This window comes from Pseudomonas sp. NFIX49 (assembly GCF_900115915.1).
Taxonomy (GTDB): Bacteria; Pseudomonadota; Gammaproteobacteria; order Pseudomonadales; family Pseudomonadaceae; genus Aquipseudomonas; species Aquipseudomonas pharyngis.
This window is the reverse complement of record NZ_FOYE01000005.1, coordinates 382034-398149: the sequence shown is the minus strand read 5'-3', so window position 1 is coordinate 398149 and position 16116 is coordinate 382034. Positions and strand designations below refer to the sequence as shown.

Here is a 16116-nt window from a genome sequence, read left to right as displayed (position 1 = left end):
CACCTCATTGGGATGTGAGCAAAGGCGGGCGGCGCAACAGACCGTGCACCGGTCCGAACACCACGGACAACAGGTAACCGCCGCCGGCGACCAACACGATGGCCGGTCCGCTGGGCAGCGAGTAGTAGAACGACAGCAACAGGCCGAGCCATACCGATGCGCAACCGATGAGCGCGGCGATGGCAATCAGGATCGGCAGGCGCCGGCTCCAGAAGCGTGATGCGGCGGCGGGCAGCATCATCAGGCCGACCACCATCAAGGCGCCGATGGCCTGGAAGCCAATCACCAGATTGAGCACCACCAGCGTCAGGAACACGCCATGGGCCACGGGGCCGAGTCGGCTGACCGTGCGCAGGAAAAACGGATCGAGGGTGTCGAGCAGCAAGGGTTTGTAGATCAGCGCCATGGCCATCAGGCTGAGTGCCGACACCCACAGCATGCCGTTGAGGGTCGGCCCATCGACCGCCAAAGCGGAGCCGAACAGCAGGTGCAGCAAATCGAGTCGCTTGCCGGCGATGCCGAGAATCAGCACGCCGCTGGCTAACGAGATGGGATAGATCGCGGCGAGGCTGGCGTCTTCGCGCAGGCCGGTGCGCCGGGTGATCCACGCGGCGAGTCCGGCCATGCTCAGGCCGGCACCGAGTCCGCCGAGGGTCAAGGCCGGCAGACTCAACCCGGCGAACCAGAACCCCAGCGCGGCGCCGGGGAGGATGCCGTGGGCGACGGCGTCGCCAATCAGGCTCATCCGGCGCAGGATCAAAAACACGCCCAATGGCGCGGTGCTGCACGCCAGGACCAGACCGCCGAGGAGGGCCCGGCGCATAAAGACGAACTCGTGGAACGGTTGCCATAAATGGCTCAGCGTGAGCATCAGGCCACCTGCGTGTGAGGTGTTTGCTGAATGAGGTCGGTGCTGCTGCCGAATGCGCAGCCGCTCTGTTTGATCAGCAAGGTCTGTGGAATGTGTTGGCGCACGGCGGCAAGGTCATGGCAAACCACCACCAGGGTTCGTCCTTGTTCGTGCCAGGCATGCAGGTGTTGCCACAACAGTTTCTGCCCCAGCTCGTCGAGCGCGGCATGGGGTTCGTCGAGCAGCAGCAACGGAGTGTCGGCCAGACTCAATCGGGCGAGCAGGGCGCGTTGCAGTTCTCCGCCGGAGAGGGCCATCAGGGGACGATGTTCCAGTCCGCTCAGATGCCAGTCTTCCAGTGCGGATTCGAGACGCTGGGCTCTGAGATGCGACGACAGTCGGCGTCCCCAGAAACCGGCTGCCACCAACTCTTGAAGACTGATCGGGAACTGTCGATCCAGATGCTGTTGCTGAGGCAGGAAGGACAAACCGCTTTGGCGTGGAACACCTAGTTCGACTTTGCCAGCCAGCGGTCGCTGTAATCCGGCGATGACTTTGAGCAGGCTGCTTTTGCCACTGCCGTTGACGCCGATGATTGCCGTCAGGCTGCCGCTTTCCAACCTCAGGTTGAGCGGTGCGGTAAGCGGTTGGCCGGGGGCTCCCCAGCTCATGTTCTGGCAACGAATCATGGCTGCTCCCGGCGCCAGTGACTCTCGGCGACGGCGTCGTGAGCATGAAGGCTTTCGGCGTGGATGACCCGTACGTGGAATTCGCTGACACCGGGTGAGCGACGCAGTGCCAGGTTCAGGCGTCGGGCAGCGTCTTCGCAGAACATCAGGTTCTGGCCATTGGCGAGGGCGAAGGCTTGTTCGTCGGCGCGCTTTACGGCGGTTTGTACGGCGGTGCCGAGGGCTGCTTCGGCGTCATTGATGATGGACGTCAGGGGTAGTTCGTCGACGAATTCGTCCAGGTGCAAATGCAACTGGGCGGTACTGCGTTGGCTGTGAGGTGTGGCCACGATGCCTTGGGTCGAGCCCAGCCACGCCAACACGTCGGCGTGCTGCAGTGGCTTGTTGGCAAAGTCTTCGATGAATTGTTGCTGGATCAGTTGCCTCGCCAATGCTGCAGAACACGGGCAAGTCGACGAGTAAGCCACCTCCATTTTCAGTTCCACGTGGAACATTTTGCTTTTCAGGTGGGCTGAAACAGTGACGGGGTAGGTTTTCCATCCTGCCAAAGGACTGACCAATGCCGACCTTCTCAGCAATAAATCTGTGTGGATATTGAGATAGGCGGCTTCGGAAAGATCTTCGTGGCTGTCGAGAAAACGCTGCAGAACTTTTCGCAAAAGGGCGGGAGAAAGGTTCTCCTGCTCCAGCGCTTCCAGCCCCAGATAGAGCCGCGACATGTGAATGCCGCGTGCGTCTCCATCATCAAGACTGACGCCTGCATCCGCTTTTGCAGCCAAGCGTTGGCCTTCGATAAACACAGGTAATGCAATACCGCACATTCCCACCCATTCGAGTGGCAGGGCCTGGCGGGCGGCTTGAGCCGCGACATCCGGCAAAGTCAGCGCGTTCATGAGCAGTTCCATCATGGTGATTGAATTTAATGTTACATTATAACAATTCAAACCACGATGCCTTTTTCATGAACAGGCTTTCATATGCACAGACGCCACTTGCTCAACCTGATGCTGGCCAGCGCGGCCTTTGTTTTGCCTTTTTCGGTGTCCGCCACGCAGATACGCAATGCGCGGCTTTGGCGTTCGGATGACAAGCTTCGGCTGGTGTTCGATCTGAGTGGTCCTGTGAGCTACAAGACCTTCACCTTGAGTGCGCCGGATCGGTTGATCATCGATTTGAGCGGCGCCAGCCTGAGTGGGGATTTCAGCCAGTTGGCGTTATCCGGCACCCCTATTCATTCGATCCGCTCCGGCCATTTTGGCCAAGGGAACACCCGGATCGTGCTGGATTTAAGCAGTCCGGTTCAGCTCAATTCATTTTTGTTGGCGCCTCAAGATGGGCAAGGACATCGCCTGGTTTTGGACTTGATGAGCGCATCATCGGGGCCGCCTCCAAGCGTTCCACGTGAAACACCCCAGGAAAAATCCCACCCCAAGCGCGACATCATGGTGGTGGTCGACCCTGGTCATGGCGGAAAAGATCCGGGTGCAATCGGCGCCAAAGGCGAGCGGGAAAAGGATGTGGTTTTGTCTATTGCACAACTACTCGCACGTCGGCTTAAACGAGAGAAAGGATTTGATGTGAAGCTGGTTCGTAACGACGATTTCTTCGTCCCGTTGCGCAAGCGTGTGGAGATTGCGCGTCAGCACAAGGCCGATATGTTCATCTCGGTGCACGCCGATGCTGCACCGCGTCTGACGGCTTCCGGGGCGTCGGTGTACTGCTTGTCCGAAGGTGGCGCTACGTCCGCCACCGCGCGGTTCATGGCGCAGCGTGAGAACGGTGTGGATCTGCTCGGTGCAACCAGCCTGCTCAATCTCAAAGACAAGGACCCGATGCTCGCCGGCGTGATCCTCGACATGTCGATGAACGCAACCATCTCCGCCAGCTTGCAACTCGGAAACACAGTGCTGGGCAGTCTGGCTGGCATCACTACGCTGCACCAAAAGCGCGTGGAACAGGCTGGATTTGCCGTTCTGAAATCGCCGGATGTGCCGTCAATTCTGGTGGAAACCGGGTTCATTTCTAACGCGCGGGACAGTCAGCGTCTGGTGACCGCGCGTCACCAGCAGGCCGTAGCAGACGGTTTGTTTGAGGGCTTGCAGCGCTATTTCCAGAAGAATCCACCTGTCGACAGCTACATGGCCTGGCAGCAAGAGCAGAAAGGATCGCGGGTTTAACAGCCGGTGATCCGGCTGCAGGTGAACTTTGCGCTGCTGCCGCCTGAGCTGGAAAACCGATTGATCGTCGTCCAGCCCACGCGTCGGTTGTAGCCAACCCAGGCTTCCCCATCGGAAGCGATGCCGGTGAAGAACGTCAGTTGCCCGTAGCGGCTGTTGGTTTGTGCCCAATAGCGGTTTCCCGCTTTTTCAAATCCACGCAGGTACATCGTGCTGCCGACGGTGTTGACGCTGTAGGCGTTGCCGTTGGCATCGATGCACGCCAAAAGGTTCGCGCTGCGCGTGCAATTGGCGAGCCCCGGCACTTGTGCTTCGGCATTCAGCGTCAGCAATGCCAGCCAGATAAACGAGTATTTCAACGCGGTTTTCATGATGTGACTCGGCGATGAATTGATTGCAGCTTCCGGCCCTTTGTCACTTTGGGCAAGAAGAGAGTGGATTGATTTTGTTGTTATACTATAACATTAATCGGACAAGGCTTTCCGTGGCTTCCATTTCAAGCGTCTGCTTCCCTGGTGATCTCATCGAAGCTCAAGAACGCTCGCCCCGAGAGCCTACAGCGCTGTTTAGCGATCGTCTGATGAGGTTTATCCAATGTCTTCCCGACTTCCCGTGACCGTTTTGTCCGGCTTTCTCGGCGCCGGAAAAAGTACACTTTTGAATTACGTACTACGTAACAGAGACGATCTGCGTGTGGCCGTTATCGTCAACGATATGAGCGAGATCAACATCGATGGCAGCGAAGTCCAGCGTGATGTCAGCCTGAATCGTGCCGAAGAGAAGCTTGTGGAAATGAGCAACGGCTGTATCTGCTGTACGTTACGCGAAGACCTGCTTGAAGAGGTCAGCCAGTTGGCTCGTGATGGCCGCTTCGATTACCTGCTGATCGAATCCACGGGAATCTCCGAGCCATTGCCAGTGGCCGAGACGTTCACCTTCCGAGATGAGCAGGGCCAAAGCCTCGCCGACATCGCTCGCCTCGACACCATGGTCACTGTAGTCGACGGTATGAATTTCCTGCCGGACTACCAGGCCGCGGAAAATCTCGCCTCTCGTGGGGAATTTCTTGGTGAAGAAGATGAACGTTCGATCACCGATCTGCTGATCGAGCAGATCGAATTCGCCGACGTCCTGTTGATCAGCAAGATCGACCTGATCAGCAGCCGCGAGCGGGAAGAGTTGATAGCCATTCTCAGACGCCTCAACGCTCAGGCCGAGATCATTCCGATGGTCATGGGTGAGGTACCGCTGGAGAAAATTCTCAATACCGGTCGTTTCGACTTCGAAAAGGCCGCCCAGGCCCCGGGCTGGTTGCAGGAATTGCGTGGCGAACATGTGCCGGAAACCGAGGAGTACGGCATCGCATCCACGGCCTATCGGGCGCGCCGGCCCTTTCATCCGCAGCGTTTCTTCGACTTCATCGATCGTCCTTGGGTAAACGGCAAACTGCTGCGCTCCAAAGGCTTCTTCTGGCTGGCCAGCAAACCCACCGACGCCGGTAGCTGGTCTCAGGCAGGTGGCCTGATGCGCCACGGTTTCGCCGGGCGCTGGTGGCGCTTCGTGCCTAAAGAACAGTGGCCGCAGGATCAGGAAAGTACCGCCGCGATTATGGAAAACTGGATCGCCAGCGTAGGCGATTGTCGCCAGGAGCTGGTGTTTATCGGGCAGAACATCGATTTCGCACAGCTGTCGTCGGAACTCGATGATTGCCTGCTGACCGATGCCGAGATGGCGCTCGGTACTCAAGGCTGGCTACAGCTACGTGATCCTTTTGGCTCCTGGCACGACGAGGTCGCCTGATGCTCGCCCTGAAACCGCTGCCAGGCAGCACGCGTCACCAGTCTTTCGGCCAGACCCCTCAGGCGCTGGCGAACATACTCGACAATGAAATCAACCTCGCGGTCTGGCAACGACAGCTTCCGCTGCACATTGCCGAATTTGCGGACTTATTGTTGTCTCTGAACGAACCTTACGCCGAGGCGCTGTGCCTGGAATTGCCGGACGAAGACGCAGAACCGGATCTCACGGGACTGGCCAGCGGCTTTCGCGATCTGGAAGGCTACGAAGGGTTTGTCGCCGACTTGAAATGGCTGGTCAGCGCCTTCGCCTGCCTGCTGGGCGCGCGGCGAATCGGCTTGCGCCTGCGGGTGCTGGACAAGGCGATGTGTCCGCGTTTCCACGTCGATCATGTGCCGGTGCGGTTGATCACCACGTACGCCGGTGTCGGCAGTGAATGGCTAAGGGAAGGGCAGATGGACCGTCGGCAACTGGGACAACCGCAAGCCGAGCCCCAGGATATGTCACGGATTCAGCAATTGAATCGCGGCGAAGTGGCATTGCTCAAGGGCGAAAAATGGCACGGCAACGAAGGTTTCGGCCTGATTCATCGCTCGCCGCAACCGGCGCCAGGTGAGCGGCGGCTGATGCTGACCCTCGACTGGCTCGGATAGCGCCTCAGGGCTTGAGCCATTTCCCCTGGCTCTGAGCCTCGCAATAGGGCTGCAAATACGCCGTATCGGTGGCCACGCCGTAATAGTGGATATCCTGGCGATAAGGCATATTGGCGACTTGCGCGTTGCTGCACACGCCGAACGCGCCGGCGGGGCACTGGTCGACGTATTGAACCTCGACTTTCTGCCCGGCCAGGGTCGGCTGGCAGAAGCCGTCGCTGAACAGTTTTTCCGGGATGTTGCGGTTCTGCTGGCAGACCTTCACGTCGAGCCGCTCCGCCTGGCTGTGCACCACGCAGGCCTGTGCCAATACCTCGGCCGACACCAGCGTCAGCAGCAACGACCATCCCATCCACCGCATCTTCGACCTCCAGAAAGCCTTGATCATGTTGCAGAACATTCCCACCCACGTCATCGCCGGCCCCTTGGGCGCGGGCAAGACCAGCCTGATCCGCCAGCTCATGGCCCAGCGACCGGCGGGTGAGCGCTGGGCGGTGCTGATCAACGAGTTCGGCCAGATCGGGCTCGACGCGGCGCTGTTGACCCGCGACGCCGATGGTATCGCACTGGGCGAAGTGGCCGGGGGCTGTTTGTGTTGCGTGAACGGTGCGCCTTTCCAGATTGGTCTGGGGCGTTTATTGCGCAAGGCGCGGCCGGATCGCTTGTTCATCGAGCCATCCGGGCTCGGACATCCGGCACAGTTGCTGAAGCAGCTGAACGAGGCGCCGTGGCAAGGCGTACTCGCCATACAACCTTGCGTGCTGGTGCTGGACGCCCAGGCCCTTGCCGCGGGCAAACCGCTGCCGGACGCGCAGCAGGAAACCTTGTCCAGTGCAGGCCTGCTGCTGTTGAACAAGGCGGAAAACCTCGACGAGCCCACGCGTGAGCGAATCACCCGACAGTTGCCGTCTGTCAGACTGATCTGGACGCAACAGGCGATGTTGTCGCTCAGCGAGCTGCCGGGGCTGGCCGTACAGGCGCAGGCAGGTGTTGATAAGTTGGTCGTGCCTCAGGGGCTGGCACAAATTCCGGCCATCTGGAGCGATCCGGCGTTGCCGATCTGCCTGAGTCAGGCGCAGGAGGGTGGCTGGAGCATCGGTTGGCGCTGGCATCCGAGCCAGGTGTTCGATGTGTCGGGAATAACCCAATGGCTGAAAAGCCTGAACTGGCGCCGGGCCAAACTGGTGATTCACAGCCCGGTCGGCTGGCAGTCAGCCAATGCGCTGGATAATGCCGAGCTCAGCTGGCTGCCCAGTGAATGGCGCAAGGATTCCCGGATCGAGCTGATTTTCGACGAGCCGCAAGCGGTCGGTGAATTACAGGCCGGGCTAGCCCGTTGTCGGCTTCAGGCGAGCTGATTCAAGGCTTCCACTTGGTGTGTTCCTGACGCCACTGGCTCAGCTCAATCACTTCACCACGCGGTTTTGTCACCTCCACCACCGGCGGTGTGTCATCAAATGGCGCCGGGTAGGGCGCCAGTTCGATCTGCGCGCTGTGCGCACCGAACTGGGTGATCGTGCCGTTATGTCGGGTTTCGCCGGTCACGGTAAATTCGAAATTGTAGACCCGGGCCAGACGTCGCCGACCGCTGGCGTCCTTGATCAGGCCGATCTTCTTCAGCGCCACGTTACCGTCGAGCAACTCGACGCCGACATTCACGCAATGCTGTTTGACCCGCTCCAGCGCCCGCTCGCGCAAGCCGTGGTTGTGCCAGAGCCACGCACCGGCGGCAGCGAAAAGCATCAGCACGAAAATGTTTTCCAGGGTGAGCATCAACACGAAACTCCAAATGATGGCGTCAGCTTAACTGCGTCGCCGGTCTGTCGTACAGGCTGCGTTTCGTCGCATACTGCGCGGCTTGAATTTCAATCGTTTTACGGAAAAACCCGAATGAAACGTACGCCTCATCTGCTCGCCATCCAGTCCCATGTGGTGTTCGGCCACGCCGGCAACAGCGCTGCGGTTTTTCCGATGCAGCGGGTCGGGGTGAATGTCTGGCCGCTCAATACGGTGCAGTTCTCCAACCACACCCAGTACGGCCAGTGGGCCGGTGAAGTGCTGGCACCGCACCGGATCCCCGAGCTGGTCGAGGGCATCGCCGCGATCGGTGAGCTGGGCAATTGTGATGCGGTGCTGTCAGGTTATCTCGGCAGTGCGGCGCAGGGGCGGGCGATTCTCAGTGGCATCGAGCGGATCAAGGCGGCCAACCCGAAAGCCCTTTATCTGTGCGACCCGGTGATGGGGCATCCGGAAAAGGGCTGCAGCGTTCCTGCTGAAGTCAGTGACTTCCTGCTGGAGGAGGCCGCTGCCGTTGCGGATTTCATGTGCCCGAACCAGTTGGAGCTGGACAGCTTCTCCGGGCGCAAGCCGCAGTCGCTGTTCGATTGTCTGGCGATGGCGCGTGCGCTTCTGGCGCGTGGACCGAAAGCGGTGCTGGTCAAGCATCTGGATTATCCGGGCAAACCGGCGGATGGCTTTGAAATGTTGCTGGTGACGGCCGAGGGCAGCTGGCATTTGCGGCGTCCGCTGCTGGCGTTTCCGCGTCAGCCGGTGGGGGTGGGCGATCTGACGTCCGGTCTGTTCCTGGCGCGTGTGCTGCTCGGTGACAGCCTGGTGGCGGCGTTTGAATTCACCGCAGCAGCGGTACATGAAGTGCTGCTGGAAACCCAGGCCTGCGCCAGTTACGAGCTGCAACTTGTGCGAGCGCAGGACCGGATTGCGCATCCGCGGGTGAAATTCGAGGCTACGCCGATCAGCCTGTAAGACCGAGTTGCCCCCGTTCGCGAGCAAGCCCGCTCCCACAGGAGGAACGCATTCCAAATGTGGGAACGGGCTTGCTCGCGAAAGCTATCTACGGAGCGCCGTAGATCGAAGGGCTGATCAGGCGTCGCCCTTGATTTCCTGATAGCGCTTTTCCAGCTCCTGACGGATCTGCCGGCGTTGTTGCGCCTGCATGTAGCGGCGTTTGTCTTCGCTGTTCTGCGGTTGCAGCGGCGGTACGGCGGCGGGTTTGCGCTGATCGTCAACCGCGACCATGGTGAAGAAGCAGCTGTTGGTGTGGCGCACCGAGCGCTCGCGGATGTTCTCGGTCACCACTTTGATACCGACTTCCATCGAGGTGTTGCCGGTGTAGTTCACCGACGCCAGGAAGGTCACCAGTTCGCCGACGTGGATCGGCTCGCGGAAAATCACCTGATCCACCGACAGGGTCACCACGTAGCGGCCGGCATAACGGCTGGCGCAGGCGTAGGCCACTTCGTCGAGGTATTTGAGCAGGGTGCCGCCGTGGACATTGCCAGAGAAGTTGGCCATGTCGGGGGTCATCAGTACCGTCATCGACAGCTGGGCGTTTCCGGGTTCCATAACGTTCTCACGGGTCAAGGCAGGGTTGCTGGAAGAAACACCTCTGCGGGTGCCTGGTCGCTTTTCAAAAGCACCGATATCGGGACGCCAGGCAGCTGGTCGCCGTCACGCCCGAAGCGATCTGTTTCCATATATTGCACCGCCTTTCAGCCGGAAGTCGCGGTGTTACCCTGCAAAAGCGCCTCCCCAAGGGCGATTCCTACACCCAAAGCGGATTTTTACTCAGCTCGCCCAGACATTTCCCATGCCTGCGTGAGCCTCGTCATTCAAGGAGCCCACACCATGCATGCCATCAGCTTTATTCAGGATCTGGCGGTGATCATGCTGGTCGCAGGTGTGGTGACCGTGCTGTTCCACCGCTTCAAGCAGCCGGTAGTGCTCGGCTACATCGTCGCCGGTTTCATCATCGGCCCGCACACGCCGCCGTTTGGCCTGATCCACGACGAAGAAACCATCAAGACACTCGCCGAGCTGGGGGTGATTTTCCTGATGTTCTGCCTGGGTCTGGAGTTCAGCCTGCGCAAGCTGTTCAAGGTTGGCGCCACGGCCTTCATCGCAGCGTTTCTTGAAATTGTCCTGATGATCTGGATCGGCTACGAAATCGGCCGCTGGTTCGACTGGAACACCATGGATTCGCTGTTCCTCGGTGCGATCCTGGCGATTTCCTCGACCACCATCATCGTCAAGGCGCTCAACGACCTGAAGATGAAAAACGAGCGCTTTGCGCAGCTGATCTTCGGCGTGCTGATCGTCGAGGACATTCTCGGCATCGGTATCATCGCCTTGCTGTCGAGCATCGCCGTCAGCGGCACGGTGAGTTCCGGCGAAGTGTTTTCCACGGTCGGCAAGCTCTCGCTTTTCATGATTGTCGCCCTGGTGGTCGGCATTCTGCTGGTGCCGCGTCTGCTGGCTTACGTCGCCAAGTTCGAAAGCAACGAGATGCTGCTGATCACGGTGCTGGGCCTGTGTTTCGGTTTCTGCCTGTTGGTGGTCAAGCTTGAGTACAGCATGGTGCTGGGGGCGTTCCTGATCGGCGCGATCATGGCCGAGTCGCGGCAGCTGCTGAAAATCGAGCGCCTGATCGAGCCGGTTCGCGACCTGTTCAGCGCGATCTTCTTCGTCGCCATCGGCCTGATGCTCGACCCGATGATCCTTCTGCAATACGCGTGGCCGATCGCGGTAATCACTGTTGCCGTGGTGCTGGGCAAGATGCTGTCCTGCGGCCTCGGTGCGTTTATCGCCGGCAATGACGGACGCACCTCACTGCGGGTCGGGATGGGGCTTTCGCAGATTGGCGAATTCTCCTTCATCATCGCGGCGCTGGGGATGACCCTGCAGGTCACCAGCAACTTCCTGTATCCGGTGGCCGTGGCGGTTTCGGTGATTACCACGTTGCTGACGCCGTACCTGATCCGGGCTGCCGATCCGCTGTCGATCAAGCTGTCTGCCGCCATGCCGCAGCGAGTCGGTCGAGTGTTCGGGATGTACGGCGAGTGGCTGCGCAGCATTCAGCCGCAGGGTGAGGGCGCGATGCTGGCCTCGATGATCCGGCGGATTCTGCTGCAGGTCGGGGTCAATCTGGCGCTGGTGATCGCGATCTTCTTTGCCGGCGCTTTCTTTGCCGGGCGCCTCTCGATCTGGATGCAGGACTGGATCAGCGATCCGAGCTGGCAGAAGGCGTTGATCTGGGGTGGGGCGTTGCTGGTGTCGCTGCCGTTCCTGATCGCGGCCTATCGCAAGCTCAAGTCGCTGTCGATGCTACTGGCGGAGATGGGTGTGAAGCCGGAAATGGCCGGGCGTCACACGCAGCGAGTGCGCCGGGTGATAGCCGAAGTGATCCCGATCATCTCGCTGCTGGTGATTTTCCTGCTGCTGGCAGCCTTGTCGGCCAGTATCTTGCCGACCAACAAGTTGCTGGTGCTGATCGCCGTGGTCGCAGCCGCCGTGGCGGCGCTGCTCTGGCGCTGGTTCATCCGGGTGCACACGCGGATGCAGGTGGCCCTGCTGGAAACCCTCGACAACCACAAGGAGCCGTCGGGGCACTGACCACCCATGGGATGGGGCGTTTCAGCTTTCCAGCCAGACGTCCCGCGCCCAGTGCCAGACCGATTCCCAGGACTCTTCGGTGATCAGTTCTTCCTCACCCGACCACAGCACCACGGTGCCGTCTTCTTCGACGCAGTAGTAGTCGTCACCATCCTGGCAGATCGGGATCAGGTCGCGCGGCACGCCGGCATCCCAGGCGTTGGCGGCGACGTCCGGCAGGTAGGTGTGGGATTGCGGGTCGGTGACGGTCACCGGCTCCAGGCTGCCGTAAACCACGTCACTGACGGTCAGCAGAAACTCTTTGAAGACGAACGGGATGTTGATGAAGAGTTCTTCTTCGATTTCCACCAACTGGTCTTCGTCAGGCAATTCCAAAGGAACCGGTACGGGTTCGTTGGCTTCGCGCAGTTGTTCGATGATTTCTTCCACGTCCGGGATCCTCTTGCTTGAATGGCGCGGTTTATATGGGGCGGTTTATACAGTAGCTCGCTATAGATGCAACCGCGAAATAGAAAACCCCGGCCGAGGCCGGGGTTTTCATTACTGCGCGTAAAACGTCGGAGGTGATCAGCCGTTCTGGCGGATACCGGCGACCAGCCAAGGCTGGTTGTCGCCCTGTGGACGCTCCATGTTCCAGCTTTCGCTGAACACTTCGCCCTGCTGGTCGAAACGCGAAGTCTTCGACACGCCGTTGAAGGTCAGGGTAGCGATGGTCTTGTCCGCACGGTCATCCACGCCATCCAGTTGTACCTGGAGGTTGTCGATGAAGGTGGACTGGAAGGCATCGCCCAGTTCCGCGCGCTCGCGCTTGAGGAACTCGAACATTTGCGGGGTCACGAACTCGGCGATCTTGTCCATTTCGTTGGCGTCCCAGTGCTGCTGCAGCGCCTGGAAGTGGCTGCGGGCAGCTTCAAGGAAGCGCTGTTCGTTGAACCAGGCCGGAGCGTTGATCACCGGACGGGCGGCAGCAGGCGCGGCCGAACCACCGAAGATCGAACCCATGGCTGCTGGTTTCTGTTCGAACACTTCACGCTGCATCGGCGCGCCGGCCGGAGCGAACTGCTCCTGCTGCTTGCGACGACGGGCGGCGATGAAGCGGAAGATCACGAACGCGATCACGGCCATGATCAGGATGTCGAAGAACTGCATGCCTTCGAAGCCGCCGCCCATGAACATGGAAGCGAGCAGGCCACCGGCCGCGATGCCGGCCAGAGGGCCGAGCCATTTCGAAGCACCGCCGGCCTTGGCCGCAGCGCCCGCGGCACCGGCAGCACCAGCGGTCGCCGCAGCGCCGCCCATGCCTGGGGAAGAAGGAGCCATCTGGCTGGTCTGGTGCGTCGGCGCAGCGCCGGCGCTTTTGCCACCACCAAAGCGCTTGGCGTTGGCGTCGAGGCTCATCGTCAGGCCGATGCACAACGCCATGGCGATGCTAAGAAAACGTTTCATAAAGGGAATTCCCGTTTGTGGAGACACGCGCGCCATGTTGCACAGCTGAAGTGTTACTGGCTAGCGAGAGAGTGTTTCGGGCTTTTGCCTGACAGGTTACGTTCAGCTCGGTCGGGGCAATAAGGCTATGTACTTTTGTCTGTAGGAAAAGGAGATAGGTTCAGCAGGAAATAGATCAGCGCCGCAAGGCCAGCATCACCACACCAGCGGTGATCAGGCCAATGCCGCCCCACTGGCGCAGGTCGAGTTTCTCACCCAGCAGGATCACACCGAGCACCGCCACGAAGACCACGCTGAGTTTGTCCACCGGGGCAACCAGAGATGCCGGTCCGACTTTCAACGCCCGGAAGTAGCACAACCATGAAGCGCCGGTACCCAGGCCCGACAACAGCAGGAACAGGTAGCTCTTGGCGGAGATCGATCCCAAGGACTGATATTGGCCCGTGGCGTACAAAATCAAGGCCAGACTGACCAATACGACGATTGTGCGCAGCAGGGTGGCAAAGTCGGAGTTGACGTTTTCGATGCCGATCTTGGCGAAGATGGCCGTCAGCGCGGCGAAAGTGGCCGAGAGCAGGGCCCAGAATGTCCAGGAGGAAAAGAAGCCCGAGCCCATGGATGTTGCCTCCAGTGTTCGTGTCCGATCGTTCCCACGCTCTGCGTGGTAACGCCGCCATGGACGCTCCGCGTCCACAGTGACGCAGAGCGTCACGTGATGCATTCCCACGCAGAGCGTGGGAACGATGAGCAACGACGGGCTGCCCTTAAATGGCTTCCAGCTTCGCGTACCCGAGCATCAGCCACTTGCTGCCTTCGGCGAAGTTCACCTGCACCCGGGCCTGGGCGCCGGCGCCTTCGAAGTTGAGGATCACGCCGTCGCCGAAGATCGAGTGACGGACAGCCTGGCCAAGGCTCAGGCCGGTTTCCGGAATCTCGCTGCCGCTGAACAGGTTGCTGCCGCCCATCGACTGGTTGCCGCCGAACGGTCGGCTGACGCTGTTTGACAGGCGTACTTCCTGAATCAGGCCTTTCGGTACTTCCCGTACGAAACGCGACACCTTGTTGTAGGTTTCGCTGCCGTACAGGCGTCGGGTTTCAGCATAGGTCATCACCAGATTCTGCATCGCCCGGGTAATGCCGACATAGGCCAGACGCCGTTCTTCCTCAAGGCGTCCAGGCTCTTCCAGGCTCATTTTGTGCGGGAACAGGCCTTCTTCCATGCCCACCAGGAACACGTAAGGGAATTCCAGGCCCTTGGCGCTGTGCAGGGTCATCAACTGAATGCTGTCTTCGTGCTCGTCGGCCTGGGTGTCGCCGGCCTCCAGCGAAGCGTGACCGAGGAATGCCGCCAGCGGCGTCAGTTCTTCGTCTTCTTCGGTGTTCTCGAAGTTGCGCGCGGCGCTGACCAGTTCCTCAAGGTTTTCCACCCGGGCCTGGCCTTTCTCGCCTTTTTCCGCTTCGTGATAGGCGATCAGTCCGGATTGCTCGATGACGGTTTGAGTCATCAGGTGCAACGGCATCTCGGCGCACTTGGCGGCAAGGTTTTCGATCAGCTCGATAAACGCGCCCAGCGCACCGGCGGCACGACCGGTCAGGCCCTTGTTGGCCACCAGCTGGCGCATGGCTTCCCACATCGACACATCGCTGTGACGGGCATGGTCGCGAATCGCTTCGACGGTTTTCTCGCCGATGCCACGCGCCGGGACGTTGATCACCCGTTCCAGCGCCGCATCGTTGCCGCGACCTTCCAGCAAACGCAGGTAGGCCATGGCGTTCTTGATTTCCGCCCGCTCGAAGAAGCGCTGGCCGCCATAGATGCGGTACGGAATGCGTTCACGCAGCAAGGCCTCTTCCAGAACGCGCGATTGGGCGTTGGAGCGGTAAAGAATCGCGATATCGCTGCGAGCCAGGCCGGTTTTCAGCGCGCTTTCGATGGTTTCGACAACGTAGCGCGCTTCATCGTGTTCGTTGAAGGCGGCATAGAGGTTGATCGCCTCTCCGTCACCGCCATCGGTCCACAGCTCTTTGCCGAGACGCCCGGTGTTGTTGGCGATCAGGGCGTTGGCGGCTTTCAGGATGCCGGCCGTGGAGCGGTAGTTCTGCTCCAGACGGATGGTCACCGAATCCGGGAAGTCGGAAGAGTACTGGTGGATGTTCTCGATTTTCGCGCCGCGCCAGCCGTAGATCGACTGATCGTCGTCGCCGACCACCATCAGGCTGTCGCCGCCCTTGCCCAGCAGACGCAACCAGGCGTACTGCACGGCGTTGGTGTCCTGGAATTCGTCCACCAGAATGTGTCGGAAACGCTTCTGGTAGTGCGCCAGCAGGCCCGGGTGGTCGCGCCACAGGTCGAGGGCGCGCAGCAGCAGTTCTGAGAAATCGATGACGCCGGCCCGCTGGCATGCCGCCTCGTAGGCTTCGTAAATGCCGCGCATGGTGGCCAGGAACAGATCGCCGCTGGCTTGAATGTGTTGCGGACGCAGACCTTCGTCTTTCTGCCCGTTGATGAACCACTGGGCCTGACGGGCCGGCCAGCGTTGCTCGTCCAGCCCCAGCTCGCGGATCACCCGCTTGACCAGGCGTTGCTGGTCGTCGCTATCGAGAATCTGGAAAGTCTGGCTCAGCCCGGCTTCCTGCCAGTGCGCCCTTAGCAGGCGGTGCGCCAGGCCGTGGAAGGTGCCGACCCACATGCCGGCCGGGTTGATGCCCAGCAATTGCTCGATGCGGTGACGCATCTCGGCAGCGGCCTTGTTGGTGAAGGTCACCGACAGAATCGAGTGGGGCGAGGCGTTCTCGACCTGGATCAACCAGGCGATACGGTGCACCAGCACTCGGGTTTTGCCGGAGCCGGCACCGGCCAGGACCAATTGACGACCAACGGGAGCCGCTACGGCCTGGCGTTGGGCATCGTTGAGGGAGTTCAGCAGAAGGGAGAGATCATCGCGCATCGGGGCATTCTAGGGTGCGCCGCAGGCCCGGGCAAACCGAGCTTTGCATTAGCCGATGAAAGTGCTGCCGATGACGACCGGTCGGTCACCGGCTACAGGCGTTGGCCCGCCTGAGCTCAGGGCTTTGGTGGGGGCTGGGCGGGGGAA

At 60.4% G+C, this 16116-nt stretch carries 17 protein-coding genes; 6 read left to right on the top strand and 11 right to left on the bottom strand.

The window, feature by feature from the left end; translation table 11 throughout:
* Nucleotides 1-4: 4 nt before the first annotated feature.
* From BMZ46_RS16760 to folE2, 3 genes are read right to left on the bottom strand one after another with little or no spacing between them, the layout of a single operon-like run.
* A complete protein-coding gene (locus BMZ46_RS16760) occupies nucleotides 5-871 on the bottom strand; it encodes a metal ABC transporter permease (RefSeq protein ID WP_039765042.1) in 867 nt (288 codons plus the stop codon).
* Complete coding sequence (locus BMZ46_RS16755; RefSeq protein WP_074689873.1) at nucleotides 871-1539, bottom strand: metal ABC transporter ATP-binding protein; 669 nt, start codon at nucleotides 1537-1539, stop codon at nucleotides 871-873. The genes BMZ46_RS16760 and BMZ46_RS16755 overlap by 1 nt, the downstream gene beginning before the upstream one ends.
* The gene (folE2, locus tag BMZ46_RS16750; RefSeq protein WP_039765046.1) at nucleotides 1536-2432 is read right to left on the bottom strand and encodes a GTP cyclohydrolase FolE2; all 897 of its coding nucleotides are present in this window, start codon (nucleotides 2430-2432) and stop codon (nucleotides 1536-1538) included. Before folE2 ends, BMZ46_RS16755 begins: the two co-directional genes overlap by 4 nt.
* A gap of 84 nt (nucleotides 2433-2516) precedes the next feature.
* On the opposite strand from folE2, the gene BMZ46_RS16745 reads away from it, so the two are divergent.
* Nucleotides 2517-3716: an N-acetylmuramoyl-L-alanine amidase gene (locus BMZ46_RS16745; protein WP_074689875.1), complete on the top strand. Its 1200-nt coding sequence runs from the start codon at nucleotides 2517-2519 to the stop codon at nucleotides 3714-3716.
* Here BMZ46_RS16745 and BMZ46_RS16740 read toward each other — a convergent pair.
* Nucleotides 3713-4087, bottom strand: coding sequence for a glutamine synthetase (locus tag BMZ46_RS16740; RefSeq protein ID WP_074689877.1), 375 nt, complete (start codon nucleotides 4085-4087; stop codon nucleotides 3713-3715). The genes BMZ46_RS16745 and BMZ46_RS16740 overlap by 4 nt on opposite strands.
* A 223-nt stretch (nucleotides 4088-4310) precedes the next feature.
* Here BMZ46_RS16740 and zigA point away from each other — a divergent pair, with 223 nt between their 5' ends.
* Nucleotides 4311-5516 (top strand): zinc metallochaperone GTPase ZigA, encoded by a 1206-nt coding sequence (gene zigA / locus BMZ46_RS16735; protein WP_074689879.1) that lies wholly within the window; start codon nucleotides 4311-4313, stop codon nucleotides 5514-5516.
* Complete coding sequence (locus BMZ46_RS16730; protein WP_074689881.1) at nucleotides 5516-6166, top strand: DUF1826 domain-containing protein; 651 nt, start codon at nucleotides 5516-5518, stop codon at nucleotides 6164-6166. Before zigA ends, BMZ46_RS16730 begins: the two co-directional genes overlap by 1 nt.
* A 4-nt stretch (nucleotides 6167-6170) precedes the next feature.
* Here BMZ46_RS16730 and BMZ46_RS16725 read toward each other — a convergent pair whose 3' ends face one another.
* On the bottom strand, nucleotides 6171-6527 hold the full coding sequence (locus tag BMZ46_RS16725; protein ID WP_074689883.1) for an NADH:ubiquinone oxidoreductase: 357 nt from the start codon (nucleotides 6525-6527) through the stop codon (nucleotides 6171-6173).
* A gap of 25 nt (nucleotides 6528-6552) precedes the next feature.
* On the opposite strand from BMZ46_RS16725, the gene BMZ46_RS16720 reads away from it, so the two are divergent.
* Nucleotides 6553-7524, top strand: a complete 972-nt coding sequence (locus tag BMZ46_RS16720; RefSeq protein WP_074689885.1) for a CobW family GTP-binding protein — start codon at nucleotides 6553-6555, stop codon at nucleotides 7522-7524.
* 1 nt (nucleotide 7525) lies between these two features.
* Here BMZ46_RS16720 and BMZ46_RS16715 read toward each other — a convergent pair whose 3' ends face one another.
* Nucleotides 7526-7939, bottom strand: coding sequence for a DUF3301 domain-containing protein (locus BMZ46_RS16715; protein ID WP_039765057.1), 414 nt, complete (start codon nucleotides 7937-7939; stop codon nucleotides 7526-7528).
* A gap of 117 nt (nucleotides 7940-8056) precedes the next feature.
* Here BMZ46_RS16715 and pdxY point away from each other — a divergent pair, with 117 nt between their 5' ends.
* Entirely contained in the window at nucleotides 8057-8929 is an 873-nt protein-coding gene (gene pdxY / locus BMZ46_RS16710; RefSeq protein WP_039765058.1) for a pyridoxal kinase PdxY, read from the top strand.
* A gap of 117 nt (nucleotides 8930-9046) precedes the next feature.
* On the opposite strand, the gene BMZ46_RS16705 is transcribed toward pdxY, so the two are convergent.
* Nucleotides 9047-9529: an acyl-CoA thioesterase gene (locus tag BMZ46_RS16705; protein ID WP_003229693.1), complete on the bottom strand. Its 483-nt coding sequence runs from the start codon at nucleotides 9527-9529 to the stop codon at nucleotides 9047-9049.
* A 282-nt stretch (nucleotides 9530-9811) separates the two neighbouring features.
* Between BMZ46_RS16705 and BMZ46_RS16700 the strand changes: the two genes are divergently transcribed.
* The gene (locus BMZ46_RS16700) at nucleotides 9812-11575 is read left to right on the top strand and encodes a cation:proton antiporter (RefSeq protein WP_074689887.1); all 1764 of its coding nucleotides are present in this window, start codon (nucleotides 9812-9814) and stop codon (nucleotides 11573-11575) included.
* Nucleotides 11576-11596: 21 nt separating this feature from the next.
* Here the strand turns inward: BMZ46_RS16700 and BMZ46_RS16695 are convergent, their stop codons facing one another.
* The 4 genes from BMZ46_RS16695 to uvrD all read right to left on the bottom strand — a co-directional run bounded on the left by BMZ46_RS16695 (nucleotide 11597) and on the right by uvrD (nucleotide 15969).
* Nucleotides 11597-12004 (bottom strand): SMI1/KNR4 family protein, encoded by a 408-nt coding sequence (locus BMZ46_RS16695; RefSeq protein WP_007954245.1) that lies wholly within the window; start codon nucleotides 12002-12004, stop codon nucleotides 11597-11599.
* A gap of 138 nt (nucleotides 12005-12142) precedes the next feature.
* Nucleotides 12143-13021, bottom strand: coding sequence for a Tim44 domain-containing protein (locus tag BMZ46_RS16690; protein ID WP_039765060.1), 879 nt, complete (start codon nucleotides 13019-13021; stop codon nucleotides 12143-12145).
* Nucleotides 13022-13196: 175 nt separating this feature from the next.
* Entirely contained in the window at nucleotides 13197-13637 is a 441-nt protein-coding gene (locus BMZ46_RS16685; protein WP_064379739.1) for an EamA family transporter, read from the bottom strand.
* 148 nt (nucleotides 13638-13785) lie between these two features.
* A complete protein-coding gene (uvrD, locus tag BMZ46_RS16680; RefSeq protein WP_007954248.1) occupies nucleotides 13786-15969 on the bottom strand; it encodes a DNA helicase II in 2184 nt (727 codons plus the stop codon).
* Nucleotides 15970-16116 lie beyond the last annotated feature (147 nt).

Bases quoted from the DNA above. Each gene is read 5' to 3' on its own strand.
- BMZ46_RS16700 (WP_074689887.1), top strand. From the start codon at position 9,812: ATGCATGCCATCAGCTTTATTCAGGATCTGGCGGTGATCATGCTGGTC.
- BMZ46_RS16745 (WP_074689875.1), top strand. From the start codon at position 2,517: ATGCACAGACGCCACTTGCTCAACCTGATGCTGGCCAGCGCGGCCTTT.
- BMZ46_RS16740 (WP_074689877.1), bottom strand. From the start codon at position 4,087: ATGAAAACCGCGTTGAAATACTCGTTTATCTGGCTGGCATTGCTGACG.
- BMZ46_RS16715 (WP_039765057.1), bottom strand. From the start codon at position 7,939: ATGCTCACCCTGGAAAACATTTTCGTGCTGATGCTTTTCGCTGCCGCC.
- BMZ46_RS16705 (WP_003229693.1), bottom strand. From the start codon at position 9,529: ATGGAACCCGGAAACGCCCAGCTGTCGATGACGGTACTGATGACCCCC.
- pdxY (WP_039765058.1), top strand. From the start codon at position 8,057: ATGAAACGTACGCCTCATCTGCTCGCCATCCAGTCCCATGTGGTGTTC.
- BMZ46_RS16685 (WP_064379739.1), bottom strand. From the start codon at position 13,637: ATGGGCTCGGGCTTCTTTTCCTCCTGGACATTCTGGGCCCTGCTCTCG.
- BMZ46_RS16720 (WP_074689885.1), top strand. From the start codon at position 6,553: ATGTTGCAGAACATTCCCACCCACGTCATCGCCGGCCCCTTGGGCGCG.
- uvrD (WP_007954248.1), bottom strand. From the start codon at position 15,969: ATGCGCGATGATCTCTCCCTTCTGCTGAACTCCCTCAACGATGCCCAA.
- BMZ46_RS16730 (WP_074689881.1), top strand. From the start codon at position 5,516: ATGCTCGCCCTGAAACCGCTGCCAGGCAGCACGCGTCACCAGTCTTTC.
- BMZ46_RS16760 (WP_039765042.1), bottom strand. From the start codon at position 871: ATGCTCACGCTGAGCCATTTATGGCAACCGTTCCACGAGTTCGTCTTT.
- BMZ46_RS16725 (WP_074689883.1), bottom strand. From the start codon at position 6,527: ATGCGGTGGATGGGATGGTCGTTGCTGCTGACGCTGGTGTCGGCCGAG.
- zigA (WP_074689879.1), top strand. From the start codon at position 4,311: ATGTCTTCCCGACTTCCCGTGACCGTTTTGTCCGGCTTTCTCGGCGCC.
- folE2 (WP_039765046.1), bottom strand. From the start codon at position 2,432: ATGAACGCGCTGACTTTGCCGGATGTCGCGGCTCAAGCCGCCCGCCAG.
- BMZ46_RS16755 (WP_074689873.1), bottom strand. From the start codon at position 1,539: ATGATTCGTTGCCAGAACATGAGCTGGGGAGCCCCCGGCCAACCGCTT.
- BMZ46_RS16690 (WP_039765060.1), bottom strand. From the start codon at position 13,021: ATGAAACGTTTTCTTAGCATCGCCATGGCGTTGTGCATCGGCCTGACG.